The 13,425-nt window shown below is 73.1% G+C and carries 10 protein-coding genes; 9 read left to right on the top strand and 1 reads right to left on the bottom strand.

What is annotated here, in order from left to right; genetic code table 11:
- Nucleotides 1-298 precede the first annotated feature (298 nt).
- The 5 genes from AC0QU1_RS25450 (at nucleotide 299) to AC0QU1_RS25430 (ending at nucleotide 6,586) form a co-directional block, all read left to right on the top strand.
- A complete protein-coding gene (locus AC0QU1_RS25450; RefSeq protein WP_483573431.1) occupies nucleotides 299-1,327 on the top strand; it encodes a helix-turn-helix domain-containing protein in 1,029 nt (342 codons plus the stop codon).
- A 173-nt stretch (nucleotides 1,328-1,500) separates the two neighbouring features.
- Nucleotides 1,501-3,354 carry an FAD-dependent oxidoreductase gene (locus tag AC0QU1_RS25445; protein ID WP_483573430.1) on the top strand — a complete coding sequence of 618 codons (1,854 nt, stop codon included), beginning with the start codon at nucleotides 1,501-1,503 and terminating at the stop codon, nucleotides 3,352-3,354.
- Complete coding sequence (locus AC0QU1_RS25440) at nucleotides 3,347-4,285, top strand: dioxygenase family protein (RefSeq protein WP_483573429.1); 939 nt, start codon at nucleotides 3,347-3,349, stop codon at nucleotides 4,283-4,285. The genes AC0QU1_RS25445 and AC0QU1_RS25440 overlap by 8 nt, the downstream gene beginning before the upstream one ends.
- 164 nt (nucleotides 4,286-4,449) lie before the next feature.
- Nucleotides 4,450-4,590 carry a hypothetical protein gene (locus AC0QU1_RS25435; protein WP_483573428.1) on the top strand — a complete coding sequence of 47 codons (141 nt, stop codon included), beginning with the start codon at nucleotides 4,450-4,452 and terminating at the stop codon, nucleotides 4,588-4,590.
- Between the two features lie 511 nt (nucleotides 4,591-5,101).
- Complete coding sequence (locus tag AC0QU1_RS25430) at nucleotides 5,102-6,586, top strand: class-II fumarase/aspartase family protein (RefSeq protein ID WP_483573427.1); 1,485 nt, start codon at nucleotides 5,102-5,104, stop codon at nucleotides 6,584-6,586.
- A gap of 98 nt (nucleotides 6,587-6,684) precedes the next feature.
- Here the strand turns inward: AC0QU1_RS25430 and AC0QU1_RS25425 are convergent, their stop codons facing one another.
- Nucleotides 6,685-7,293: a ribonuclease H family protein gene (locus AC0QU1_RS25425; protein WP_483573426.1), complete on the bottom strand. Its 609-nt coding sequence runs from the start codon at nucleotides 7,291-7,293 to the stop codon at nucleotides 6,685-6,687.
- Between the two features lie 127 nt (nucleotides 7,294-7,420).
- On the opposite strand from AC0QU1_RS25425, the gene AC0QU1_RS25420 reads away from it, so the two are divergent.
- The 4 genes from AC0QU1_RS25420 to AC0QU1_RS25405 all read left to right on the top strand — a co-directional run bounded on the left by AC0QU1_RS25420 (nucleotide 7,421) and on the right by AC0QU1_RS25405 (nucleotide 13,416).
- Nucleotides 7,421-8,596, top strand: coding sequence for a VIT1/CCC1 transporter family protein (locus AC0QU1_RS25420; protein WP_483573425.1), 1,176 nt, complete (start codon nucleotides 7,421-7,423; stop codon nucleotides 8,594-8,596).
- A 219-nt stretch (nucleotides 8,597-8,815) separates the two neighbouring features.
- Nucleotides 8,816-10,408 (top strand): hypothetical protein, encoded by a 1,593-nt coding sequence (locus AC0QU1_RS25415; RefSeq protein ID WP_483573424.1) that lies wholly within the window; start codon nucleotides 8,816-8,818, stop codon nucleotides 10,406-10,408.
- Between the two features lie 81 nt (nucleotides 10,409-10,489).
- On the top strand, nucleotides 10,490-11,764 hold the full coding sequence (locus AC0QU1_RS25410; RefSeq protein ID WP_483573423.1) for a hypothetical protein: 1,275 nt from the start codon (nucleotides 10,490-10,492) through the stop codon (nucleotides 11,762-11,764).
- 344 nt (nucleotides 11,765-12,108) lie between these two features.
- Nucleotides 12,109-13,416: an MFS transporter gene (locus AC0QU1_RS25405; protein ID WP_483573422.1), complete on the top strand. Its 1,308-nt coding sequence runs from the start codon at nucleotides 12,109-12,111 to the stop codon at nucleotides 13,414-13,416.
- Nucleotides 13,417-13,425 lie beyond the last annotated feature (9 nt).

Here is a 13,425-nt window from a genome sequence, read left to right as displayed (position 1 = left end):
GACGGCGCGGCGCACCCCTGCCCACCGGATCTCCTTCTCTTCGAGACCGAGGTTCCTCCGCTTTCGGGCCCGTCAAAGCGAAGGAACCTCGGTCTCGAAGGGAGCGCGGCGCGCTCGAAGGGGAGCGCGGCGCGCTCGAAGGGGAGCGCGGCGCGGAACGGCGCCGCGAGCCGAGCAGCAGCGGACGGAGCTGCGCTGACCTGCCCGAACGTGGCCCCGACAACACGCGGGGTCGCCACGCGGCCCATCACGGGAGAGTCCTGGTGCGCGCACTGCGCTGCCACCTAATCTGAGCACCGTGACCCGTGCCACACCGGCGTCGCACGGCGCCGTCGACCGCTTCTCCACGCGTGGCCTGCCCGCAGCGCGGCGGATCGAGCTGTGGGAGGAGCACAACGCCGACGCCCTGGTCGCGCTGCAGTGCCGCATGCTCGACGAGGCGGCGCTCGAGGCGTCCGAGGCGAACCTCCAGCTCGACCGGCTGCACCTGGCGCACGTCGAGGCCAACCCGCACGCCGTCGAGCGCACGGTGCGCACGGTCCGTACCCGCCCCACCGAGTCGGTGGCCCTCTACTTCACGCTCGTGGGCGAGGCGTTCTTCTACCACGACGACGGCGTCCGGATGCTCCGCCCCGGCCAGCTTCTCGTGTGCGACGCCGACCGGCCGTTCCTGCGCGGGTTCTCCCAGGGCCTGGAGGAGCTAGCGATCAAGGTCCCGTACGAGGTGTTCCGCTCCGTGGGCGGCACCGTCCCGCGCACCGCCCGGGTGATCGACTTCGGCCTGCCGGGATCGGCCAGGGCTTCCGGACCGCCGTCCGGCGCCAACACCTACGCCGCAGCCCTCGCCGCCCTGGTCGCCCGCGCGGTGGGGCCCCAGGGCGACGGCGCCGCCGACGAGGGTGCGGCGCTCGACCTGGTCGCGGCGGTGGTCGCGCACCCCGCCGCGTCCAGGACGCAGGCGTCGGGCGCGCACTTCGCCGCCGCCGAGCAGTACGTGCGGCAGTGGCTGCGCGACCCCACGCTGTCCGCGCGGCGGATCGCCGACGCGATCGGCGTGAGTGAACGGCAGCTCTCGCGCGTCTTCGCCGAGCGCGGTACGAGCGTGCCGCGGTTCGTCGCGCGCCGTCGCGTGGAGCTCGCGGGCCGCATGCTGCGCATGGCCTCGTACGCGGAGCAGACCGTCGAGGCCATCGGCCTGCGCTGCGGCTTCTCGTCGGCCGCGCAGTTCTCGCGGGTGTTCCGGGAGCAGGCGGGCATGTCGCCGTCGGAGGCGCGCCGGTACATCGGTCGGCTCCAGGAACGGCCGGAGGCGCTCAAACCTGCCTGATCCCGGTACCCGACGTCCTCGCAGCGGACTGGCTCCAGCGGACCGGCCTCAGCGGGCGGGCCAAGCGGACCGCCGCCGCAGACCAGCCTGCCACCCCACCCCGCCTTGAGGGTTTCCGCCGACTTTCGTGGCCGCCCCTTTTCTCACCCGCGGCCCTACGGGACGGTATGCGCATGCCTGATTTCGACGACGGTCAGCCGGAGACCGCCCTGCCCACCAGCACGGACACCAGCACGGACACCAGCCCGAGCACCAGCACGGACGGCGACCCGGTCGTCGAGACCGACGTGCTGGTCGTGGGCTCGGGCCCGGCGGGCGCCTCGGCGGCCCTGTTCCTGTCCAGCCTGGGGGTCAGCAACATCATGATCACCAAGTACCGCTGGACGGCGAACACACCCCGCGCGCACATCACGAACCAGCGGACCATGGAGATCTTCCGCGACCTGGGCATCGAGGACCAGGTGCTCGCGGACGCCACACCGCACGAGCTGGTCGGCGACACGGTGTTCTGCACGACGATCGCGGGCGAGGAGATCGGCCGCATCCTCACCTGGGAGACCCACCCGGCGCGCGAGGCCGACGCGCGGCTCGCGTCGCCGTCGCTCACGGTGGACATCCCGCAGACCTACCTCGAACCCATCCTGGTGAAGAACGCCACCCAGCGCGGCACCCAGTCCCGGTTCTCCACGGAGTACCTGAGCCACACGCAGGACGTCGACGGCGTCAGCACGCGCGTGCTCGACCGGGTCACCGGCCTGCGCTACACGATCCGCTCGAAGTACCTGATCGGCGGCGACGGCGCCCGCTCCCAGGTGGCCGCCGACGCGGGCCTCCCGTTCGAGGGTGCCATGGACATCGCCGGCTCCATGAACATCACGTTCAAGGCCGACCTCACCGACCTCGTGGGCCACCGCCCGTCGGTCCTGTACTGGGTGCTGCAGCCCGGCTCCGACGTCGGCGGCATCGGCGCCGGCCTGGTCCGCATGGTCCGGCCGTGGACCGAGTGGCTCATCGTCTGGGGCTACGACATCGCCGGCGAGCCGCCGCAGCTCGACGACGCGGCGGCGACCGAGATCGTGCGCCAGCTCGTGGGCGTCGAGGACCTGGACGTCGAGATCACCGGCTACTCGCTGTGGGGCAACAACCGGATGTACGCGACCCACCTGCAGAACGGCCGCGTCTTCTGCGCGGGCGACGCCGTGCACCGGCACCCGCCGAGCAACGGCCTGGGGTCCAACACCTCGGTGCAGGACTCGTACAACCTCGCGTGGAAGATCGCCGCCGTCCTGAACGGCCAGGCCGCGCCGTCCCTGCTGGACACGTACTCGGCCGAGCGTGCGCCCGTGGCCGAGCAGATCGTGCTGCGCGCCAACAAGTCGGGCGGCGAGTTCCGGTTCATGGAGGTGCTCGGGGTGCTCGACGCCGAGACGCCCGAGGCGATGCAGGCCGCCATCGACGAGCGCAAGGCGAACACCCCGGCGGGTGCGGCCAAGCGGGCGGCGCTCGTGGAGGCGATGGACCTGAAGCACTACGAGTTCAACGCGCACGGCGTGGAGCTGGGCCAGTTCTACGAGTCGGCCGCCGTCGTCCCCGACGGGTCGCCCAAGCCGGTGGACGAGCGCGACCCGGAGCTCTACTACCAGCAGTCCACGGTGCCCGGTGCACGGTTCCCGCACGTGTGGGTAGCGGGTCCCGACGGCCACAAGCGTTCGACGCACGACCTCACCCCCTACGGGCAGTTCACGCTGGTCACCGGCATCGCGGGCGAGGCATGGGCCGACGCCGCGGCGAAGGTCGCCGAGGAGCTCAACGTGTCGCTCGCGGCGGTGGTCATCGGGCCGGGCCGCGAGGTCATCGACACCTACTACGACTGGGCGAGGATGCGCGGCGTCGAGGAGTCGGGCGCGGTCCTGGTCCGTCCGGACTCGCACGTCGCGTGGCGCGCGCAGACCCTCGCCGACGACCCGGCGTCGGCGCTCGGCGAGGCGCTGAGGTCGGTCCTGGGCCGGAGCGACCGCGATGACTGAGCCGGGCGTGAACGAGCCGGGCACGGACGAGCCGGTCGGCCGCCCGGCCGCCGAGCCGGCGGCTCCAGAGCAGGCCGCCCGCGAGCAGGAGCTCACCGACCGCGTGGTGGCGTCGTTCGACGGCGCGGACGACGAACGCCTGCGGACCGTCATGCAGGCCCTGACCCGGCACCTGCACGCGTTCCTGCGCGAGGTGCGGATCACCGAGGAGGAGTGGAACCGGGGCATCGAGTTCCTCACCGCCGCCGGGCGCATCACCGACGACAAGCGGCAGGAGTTCATCCTGCTGTCCGACGTGCTGGGCGCCTCCATGCAGACCATCGCCATCAACAACGAGGCCTATGCGAACGCGACCGAGGCCACGGTGTTCGGCCCGTTCTTCGTGGACGACGCGCCGCGCATCGAGAACGGCGGCGACATCGCGGGCGGCGCGACCGGCCAGCCGTGCTGGGTGGAGGGCACCGTCACCGACACGTCCGGCAGGCCCGTCCCGGGCGCGCGCATCGAGGTGTGGGAGGCGGACGAGGACGGCTTCTACGACGTCCAGTACGACGACGACCGCACCGCCGGCCGCGCCCACCTCTTCACGGACGACGGCGGCGGCTACCGCTTCTGGGGCGTCACGCCCACGCCGTACCCGATCCCGCACGACGGGCCGGTCGGCGCGCTGCTCGCGGCGTCCGGCCGGTCGCCCATGCGCGCCGCGCACCTGCACTTCATGGTGACGGCGCCCGGGCTGCGGACGCTCGTGACCCACATCTTCGTGCGCGGCGACGAGCTGCTCGCGGCCGACTCCGTGTTCGGGGTCAAGGACTCGCTGGTCATGGACTTCGAGGAGCTGCTGCCGGGCACACCGACGCCCGACGGCCGGGAGATCGAGGGCACCTGGGCCCGCACCCGCTTCGACGTCGTCCTGGCACCCGACCACTGACACGCCGGCGCCGCTCTGACGAGCGGGTTCTGACGGCCTCATGAGTCCGACGTCACAGCTCTTTCAGTCGACGCCGCGACGCGGTATCAACCAAAATGGATGATCCGCACATCAGCGGTGAACCACGTGCCACGTCACCCGTACGCGTGCACCGGAGGAGGACCATGACGGACGCCGACGACGCCCAGTACCGCTCCATCGCCAACCCTCGCCGGACCACGCTCCTGCATCGGAGCGCCACCGACGCCTTCGTGCCCCAACGTGACGAACGTGAGACGCCGGCCGACGAGTCGCCTGCGGGCTGACCGCACCGCGCTCGCGCCGAACGCCTGACCCCGACGACACCGGACGTCCGCCGTCGTCGATGCCGGCCGCTCGCCTTCGACGACCGAGAGCCCGGCCGCACGCCACCCTCGTGGCGCGCGGCCGGGCTCTCCGCGTCGTCGGACCGGCGTCCGCGTTCCGCCATGCGAGACACATGTCACACGTCCCGGAATTCACCCGAGGCGCGTGGATCGGCCTCTCGCGGCAGGTCCGAGGCCTTATGGCACCTGGGACTGGTGTGACAGACCTCACTCCCGTTACATTCTGGAAACAGTTCCGCTAGCCTGGATGCCGCATCCTCTCCCACAATTCGGGTGCAGGTCGGTGCCGCAGGCAGAGTGGGCACGGCGAGTTCCGGCACGGTGGAGCAGGAGCCCTCACAAGGGGACGAGCCCGGCCGGAGCGCGTGCAGTCACGGACGACAGAAGAAAGAACTGAGCGGGGATACCAGGGATGAATGGCGAATCGATTCGACACTTCACTGACGGACGCGTGCCCGACGCCGGGATCGCGCACCTCTTCAGCGTCGAGAACCGATTCCAGGCACGACTCGATGTGGAGGCGGCGCTCGCGCTCGCCGAGGCAGAGGTGGGCCTGATCCCGGAGCCGGCGGGTGAGACGATCGCCCAGGCCGCTCAGATCGAGAAGCTGGACCTCGCCCGCGTCGCGGCGGAGACGGCGTCGGCCAGCCACCCCCTGATGCCGCTCATCGAGGAGTTCGCCCGGGTGGTCGGGCGGGAGCACGGCGGGTGGGTGCACTGGGGCGCCACAACGCAGAACATCACGCAGACGGCCGACGTCCTGGTGCTGCGCGACGCGCACCGTGCCGTCAAGGACCTGCTCGCCAAGGTGCTGCGCGGCATGTCGAAGCAGGCGGAGGCGTCCGCCGCCGTGCCGATGGCCGGCCGTACGCACAGCCAGCACGCCGTGCCGGTCACGTTCGGCTTCAAGGTTGCGGTCTGGATCGACGAGCTCGCCGCGCACACCGACCGGCTGGAGCGCCTCGAGGACCGGCTGTTCCGGGTGCTCATGGGCGGCGCCGTCGGCACGTTCGCGTCGTTCGGGCCCGCCGGCCGCGAGGTCGAGCGCCGGGTGGCCAACCACCTCGGGCTCGGCACCATGCCGGTTCCGTCGCGGGCGATCAACGACGGCATCGTCGAGCTCGTGCTCGTCCTCGGCCAGGTGGCCGGGACCGCCGGCAAGATCGGCAAGGACATCTACTCGATGATGCAGCCGGAGTTCGGTGAGGCGTTCGAGCCCATCCCGGACGGCACCGTCGGCAGCTCGACCATGCCCCACAAGCGCAACCCGCAGCTCGCGCTCGACCTCCTGTCGATGAGCGCCCAGCTCCGCGCGCTCGCCGCGCCCGCGCTCGAGTCGATGCAGCACGACCACGAGGCCAACGGCGGCATGACCGACCTCCTGGAGGAGACGGTCGCCCGCGCCACCGTGCTGGCCGGCGACATCCTGACCCGCCTCGACGTGATCCTCGACGGGCTGGAGCTGGACGAGCGGCGGATGCGCGCCAACCTGGCGCTGAGCGAGGGCCTCATCGGGTCGGAGTCGCTCATGATGGAGCTGGGCGAGCGCATCGGCCGGCAGAAGGCGCACGAGGTGGTCTACGAGGTGGCGCAGGAGTCCGCCGTCGGGGACACGCCGTTCCTGGACCTGCTTGTGCGGAACGCGACGGTCAGCGCCTACTTCAGCCGCGACGAGATCTGCCGCCTGATCGACCCGCGCGCGTACCTGGGCGAGAGCATCACCATCGCGCACGACATGGCGCAGCACGCCCGCGCCGTCGCCGACCGGCTCGAGTTCAGCGCCCGCACGGCCAAGCCCGTGCCGCTCTTCGTCCGCGAGCCGGCCGGCAAGGCGGCCACGGCGGACGACGGCGCCGGCGACGCCGACCCGGTCGCCTCGGGCCGCATCGCCCCGGCCGCGCGGACCGCCGACGAGCTCATGCTCGTGGGGCTCTAGGTCCGATCAGCTCCGCGTCGGCGCGGGCTGTTCGGTGACTGTGCCCCGGCCTCGGTCCCGAGCGGCCGCGCTGCGCGTTTCGTGCCATCCAGGACGACCTAGAACAGCGTTCCCGACTCCCACGTCCGCCCGGCCCCGGTCCCGACCGGGGCCGCCGGCGTGAGGGGCGCCGCGGTCTCGCGGGCCTCGGTGCCGAGGCTCCCGCCGCGCAGCTCGGCATCGGGGATCATCCCTGCGTCGGGGACCAGCATCTCGCCGACGCCGCCGCGTCCCGCGTCCCACTCCTCCGCGGCGAAGCCCGCGAGCTGGTCGACCCGCTCGTTGTACGGGTTGCCCACGTGACCGCGCACCCAGTGGAACCGGACCGGGCCGGTGCGCTCCGTGACGGCGCGATCGATGTCCCGCACCAGGTCGAGGTTCGGCACGGGTTCGCCGGACGGCGCCCGCCAGCCGTTGCGCTTCCATCCCGCTGACCACTCGGACACGGACCGGACGGCGTACTGCGAACCCGACTCCACGAGCAGCGGCTCGCTGCCCGGGTGCGCCTCGATCGCGCGGAGCAGGGCGGAGAGCGCGGCGACCTGGTCGTTGCCCTGGGCGGCGCCGCCCGAGTCGAACTGCCCGCCGGCGTGATTGATCCATGCCCACCCGATCGCACCGCCGGGAGCGGCCGACCCGTGCGTGCTGACGATGATCACGGCGTCCATTGTGCATCCTTCTGCCCGAGAATTCGGACGCCAGGCCGGAGCGCGCCACTCCTGAGTTCGGCGCGGCGAATCCCGGGCCCCGGAGCCACGAAACCCACGCGGCGCGATCCGTGGGCATGATGACAAGGTGCCTCATCCTTCGTCGGACCCAGCCCGTCGCCCGCCGGGCGCCACACCAACGCCCGCCGAGCGCGCGCACGAGCTGCACCCGTCGCGCCCGCGGACCCGAGCCGACATCCGGCGATGGCGCAGGCTCCTCGCCGACGAACGGGCCGAGGCCGCCGTCTACCGCGACCTCGCGGGGCGCCGCACCGGCGAGGAGCGCGAGATCCTGCTCGCGCTCGCGCGTGCCGAGAAGCGGCACGAGTCGCACTGGCTCGACCTCCTGGGCCCCGACGTCGGCGCGCCCGTCCGGGGCGACCTGCGGACGCGGGCGCTCGGGTTCCTCGCGCGCCGCTTCGGCGGCGTCTTCGTGCTGGCCCTCGCGCAGCGCGCCGAGGCACGGTCGTCGTACGCGCACGACGCCGACGCCACCGTGACGATGGCGGCCGACGAGCAGATCCACGAGGAGGTGGTGCGCGCGCTGGCCACCAGAGGACGGAACCGGCTCTCTGGCACGTTCCGCGCAGCGGTGTTCGGTGCGAACGACGGGCTCGTGTCGAACCTCGCGCTCGTGCTCGGGATCGGCGCCTCGGGCGTGGCGACGAGCACCGTGCTGCTGACCGGGCTCGCGGGCCTGCTCGCGGGGGCCCTCTCGATGGGTGCGGGCGAGTTCGTGTCGGTGCGCTCGCAGCGTGAGCTGCTGGAGGCGTCGGCGCCGTCGCCCGACGCCGACGCCGCCCTGCCGCACCTCGACGTCGACGCCAACGAGCTCGCGCTCGTCTACCGGGCGCGGGGCATGAGCGCCGACGAGGCGACGGCCCGCGCCGACGCCGTGCTCGCCCGGCTCACCGTCCCTCCGGCGGAGCACCGCGGTCAGCTCCTGCGGGACGAGGCCACCGCGGAGGCCGACGACCTGGAGACGCACGGCACGGCGTGGGGTGCGGCGGTCTCCTCGTTCGGCTTCTTCGCCTCTGGCGCGATAGTCCCGGTGCTGCCCTACCTGTTCGGCCTGGACGGGCTCGTGGCGATCGTCGTCGCGACGGCGCTCGTCAGTGTCGCGCTGCTCGTGACCGGCGCCGTCGTCGGCCTGCTGTCCGGAACCTCTCCGCTCACCCGGGCGCTGCGCCAGCTCGCCATCGGCCTCGGGGCGGCGGTCGTCACGTACGGTCTCGGGCTGCTCTTCGGGGCAACGGTGGGCTGACCCGAGAGTTCACCCGCGTGTCCCGCCGTCGGACAAATAGCGAACATTGTCCCGAGATAGGCGCGATATGGCGCCTCTTCCGACATACCCTGGTTCCTAAGCACAAAATTCTCGATCCGCAAACCGCGGGTATGTAGTTGCCGATCTGCGCGACCCCGCGCAGATTTGATGAGTATGCATGTCTGCTGGCCCACCTGAGGGCCGGAGAGCGGGAGACCGATGGCGAAGGACGCGCTGACGAGCACGGGGGACAACCTCCTCCGTCGCGTCGTCGTGCGTGCCGTCGGAACCGTCGCGCTCAGCGCAGCGGGCCTTGCGCTCGGCATCACCCTCGCGGCCCCGTCGAGCGCTGCCGACTCCGGCACCGCCGACCGCGGGTTGCTCGGCTCGGCCCTCAGCGACACGGTGCGGGCGACTGTCGAGACCGTCGCGCAGACGGCTGGGACGCTCGGGGCGGCCACTACGGCGGTCGACCAGGTGCTGACCGGCACCGGGCCGGCGACGTCGCCGGTGGCGCCCGCATCCGCGCCGGAGTCGGAGACGCCCGCGTCAGGGCAGGCAGCAGCGGAGCCCGGGCAGGCAGCGGAGCCTGCGCCGGAGGCGGCCGCGGAGGGCGCTGCGGCGGAGTCCGCCGCGCAGGCGGCGTCCGGGCCGAAGGCGGGGCCGGGACCGAAGGCGGGGCCGGAGTCGACGGCCGTGCCCGAGCGGGCGGCCGACGACGCGTCAGGGCAGGCGGCCGAGGACGCATCCCAGGCGGTGAAGCCGGCGGCCGAGTCGATCACCCAGGTCGTCGAGAGCGTGCTCGACCCGGTGACGGAGCCGGTCCGGACCGTGACGGAGCCGGTCGGCGGGATGGTCACCGAGGTCGCCGAGCAGCCCGTCGCCGAGGTCGTCGAGCAGGTCTCCGACCCGGTCCTCCGACCCGTCACCGAGCCGGTCGGCGAGATTCTTGCTCCGGTGACCGAGTCCCTCGGCGGCGGGCTCGCGCCGGTGACGGGGATCGTCGGGGAGGTCGTCACGCCGCTGGCGCCGGTGCTCGGCTCGGTCACGGAGCCGCTGGCCCCTGTCACCGGAGGCCTGCTGACGCCCGTGGTCGACGTCGTCTCGCCGGTCACCGACATCGTGGGCGGCGTGACCAGCCCGATCGTGCGGGCGCTCGAGCCGGCGACCGCGCCGATCACGGACGCGCTCGAGCCCGTCCTGCGGCCGGTCGTGGAGCCGCTCGCCCCCGTGGGCGAGGCGCTCGCCCCGGTCGTGGAGCCGCTGAGCCCGGTCGTCGAGCCGCTCGCCCCGGTGCCGGGGGTCCTGGCGCCGACGCTCCCGCCCACCGACCCTTCGGTGCCCGACGGGCCCACGACGGCGATCCCGGCCGAGCCGGCCGAGGAACGCGCAGAGCCGACGTACCCGGGGGCGCTGCAGGCTTCCGGTGACGCCGTGGGTGTCGTGGTCTGGACCTCTGGCGGGGTCCAGCACGCGATGCTCGACCTGATGCCGGCTCCCGAGGGTGCGTCCGCCGTCGACAGCGCGCCGGCCCTGAGCGGCGCGACGGCGGACGTCGTCCGCACGGGTGGGCCGGGCCTGCTCGGTGCCGGCCTCCCGCTCGCCGGTGGCGCAGCGGGCGGCGCCGTCGCCGCCGGAGCCGGTGGCCTCCTGGGTGGCGGTGCGCCGCAGCTCAAGGTGCCGGGCGGCGAGGTCGTCGCGGTCCTCTCGGCCCTCCTGGTCTTCCGCGCACGCTCCTGGCGGGTGTCGACCGACGAGTCGCGCGCCAAGCTCGCGAGCAGCTACACGGACATCCCCGTCTCTCCTGCCTGATGTGGCCGGGCCGCTCCCACGTGAGCGGCACCGCCCGACGGCGCACCTGCCGTCGGCCCCACGCCAGGCAAGGAGAGACTCATGGACACCTTTTTCCGACGTGCCCTGTACACGGCACTCGTGGCGGGCGGCCTCGTGGTCGTCGGCGCCTCCGCGGCACACGCTGCCGCCGAGGTGGATCCGGTCGCTCAGGGAGCCACGGAGCAGACCGAGGGAGCTGCCGTACCGGGTGGCGTGCTCGACGCTGCCGTCGAGGGCGCGGTTCCGGCGGGCGAGGGGGCCGATGTAGCGGACGGCGCTGCGGCGGACGTGACGGAGGGCGCTGACGTTGTCGACGACGGCGCTGCTGCCGACGATGCTGTCGACGCCGTCGCTGCCGACGAAGGTCTGCTCGACGACGTCGTCGGGCCAGAGGGAATCGTCGGGTCCGTGGTCCGCGGTGACGTCGCCGGTGTGGTCGACGGGGCGCTGGGCAAGGACGGCCTGGTCGGCGGCATCGTGGAGGAGATCCTGCCGGGCGACATCGAGGCTCCCGGACCAGAGGAGCCGGATACGGGTGAGCCGGGAACTGATGAGCCAGGCGTGGGCGAGCCGGGCGTGGATGAGCCGGGCGTGGATGAGCCGGGCGTGGACCAGCCCGGTACTGATGGGCCAGGCATTGACGGACCGGGCACGGAAGATCCGGGCATGGATCCCGGCACTGACGGCCCCGGCATTCTCGATCCGGGCGTCCTCGACCCCGACGCCGGAGAGCCCGGCACCGATGGTCCCGGCACCGATGGTCCAGGAAACGACGACCCCGACGTCGTCGACCCGGGAACCGACCGGCCGCGCCCGGGCGAGCCGGGTACCGATCGCCCGCGACCCGATGCTCCGCGCCCCGACCAGCCGGGAGCCGGTCCCGGAGCCGACCTTCCCGGAGCGGATGCTCCGGGAGCCGCCGAGCCGTGGTTCGAAACCCCCGGCGAGACACCAGGGGTAGTGGTTCCCAGCGGCATCCGGCCCAGCGCCGCCGGCGGCACCGGTGCCGTCCCGGTGTCCGACGTCCTGACGGACTCCGACGCGCCCGCGGGCGCCGTCGACGAGCTGCCCGGCGGTGGCGTCGACATCAGCTGGGGTGACAAGGCCAGGGTCGTTCCGACGGCGTCGGACGGGGCGATCCTGTCGGCCGGCATCAGCGACGGCCTCGTCGGCACTCTGACCGGGCTCGACGAGCAGGCGGCGCCGGTGGTGGCACCCGGCGAAACCCTTGCTCATACGGGCCCCATGATCACGGGGCAGCTCGCGCTGGTCTCGCTCCTGCTGGGGCTGGGCATCGTGCTGCTCCGCGCACGTCGCCGTCGGACCGTGGTCTGACCACGGTCCGACGGGCGGCACCGAACCGGGCGCGGCCTTGGGTCATGAGTCATCAAGGTGGCTCGTGACCGAGGGTCGACCAGCCCGGGGTCGGTAGGTTCCACGGGTCGGGGCGCCGCTGGGGGGCGCCCCGGCCCGCGGACCCGGACAGCACAGAGCGGGAGCCCAGGGCATCGGGGGGTGACCTGGGCTCCCGCTCTGTCGTACGCGGCCTCGGCCGTTCGCGGCGTACGGCGTCGCACGATGTACGCGGCCACGCCCTACGCGGCGTACGTCGCACGCGGCACACGTCACAGCGGCGAGGGACGCCCGGGCGTCGGGCGGAGGCCTACGATCGGAGCACCATGCGCCATCTCCTCGCCGACACCACGCCGCTGCAGGTGTCGGCCGACTACCGGCGCCTCTGGTTCGGGCTGTCGATCTCGAACATCGGCACGCAGGTGACCATCGTCGCGGTGGGCCTGCAGGTCTACGCGCTGACCGGGTCCACGCTCGCCGTGGGCGTGCTGGGCATGTTCTCCCTGGTCCCGCTGGTGGCCCTCGGCCTGTACGGCGGGGCGCTCGTCGACCACTACGACCGGCGCAAGGTGTCGCTCGTGTCGTCGGTGGTGCTCTGGGTGGTCGTGGCGGCCATCGCGGCCCAGGCCTGGCTCGGGCTGGAGTCGGTGCACCTGCTGTACGGGCTGGTCGCGTTGCAGAGCGCCGCCTTCGCGATCAACAACCCGGCCCGGTCGGCGATCATCCCCCGGCTGCTGCCCGCCGAGCTCATGCCGGCGGCGAACGCGCTGTCGACGCTCTCGATGAACGTCGCCCTGACCGGCGGTCCGCTGGTCGGCGCCCTGCTCGTGGCCCAGCTCGGCTACGCCTGGGCGTACACGCTGGACATGGTGCTGTTCCTCGCGGCGCTCTGGGCCGTGTTCCGGCTGCCGCCCGTGCCGCCGGAGGGCGCCGCCGACGGCGCGACCTCGAACGGCCGCAGCCGCGTGGGAGCGGTCGGGTTGCGGTCCGTCCTGGACGGCCTGCGCTACCTCGCCACCCAGCCCAACGTGCGCACCACGTTCCTCGTCGACATCTGCGCCATGGTCCTCGCCTTCCCGCGCGTCCTGTGGCCCGCGGCGGGCGTCATCTACCTGGGCGGCGGCGAGACGACGACGGGCGTGCTCGCGGCGGCCTTCGCCGTCGGAGGCGTGCTGGCGGGCGTGTTCTCCGGCGGGCTGACGCGCATGCGCATGCAGGGCCAGGTGATCATCTGGGCGATCACCGCGTGGGGCGCGTCCATCGCCGCGTTCGGGCTGGTCCTCGTGCTGGTGGGCAGGGGAACGCCGGACGGGCCGATCGTCTGGGCCGTCGTCGCGGCGGGGATCGCGCTCGCGTTCGCCGGCGGCACCGACAGCGTCTCGGCCGTGTTCCGGCAGAGCATCCTGCAGACCGCCACGCCCGACCACATGCGCGGGCGGCTGCAGGGCGTGTTCATCGTGGTGGTGGCCGGCGGCCCGCGTCTGGGGGAGATGGTCCTCGGCGCCGAGGCGGCGTGGTTCGGCGAGGGCTGGGCGGCGGTGCTCGGCGGGCTCACGTGCGTGGCGCTGCTCTGGCTGATCGTCCGCCTCACGCCGCGCTTCTGGCGGTACGACGCGCGCCACCCGGAGCCCTGACCGGGTCCT

Source organism: Promicromonospora noduliphila, from assembly GCF_056951025.1.
Note: the sequence above shows the minus strand (reverse complement) of the source record. Positions and strands in the feature narration are given on the sequence as shown.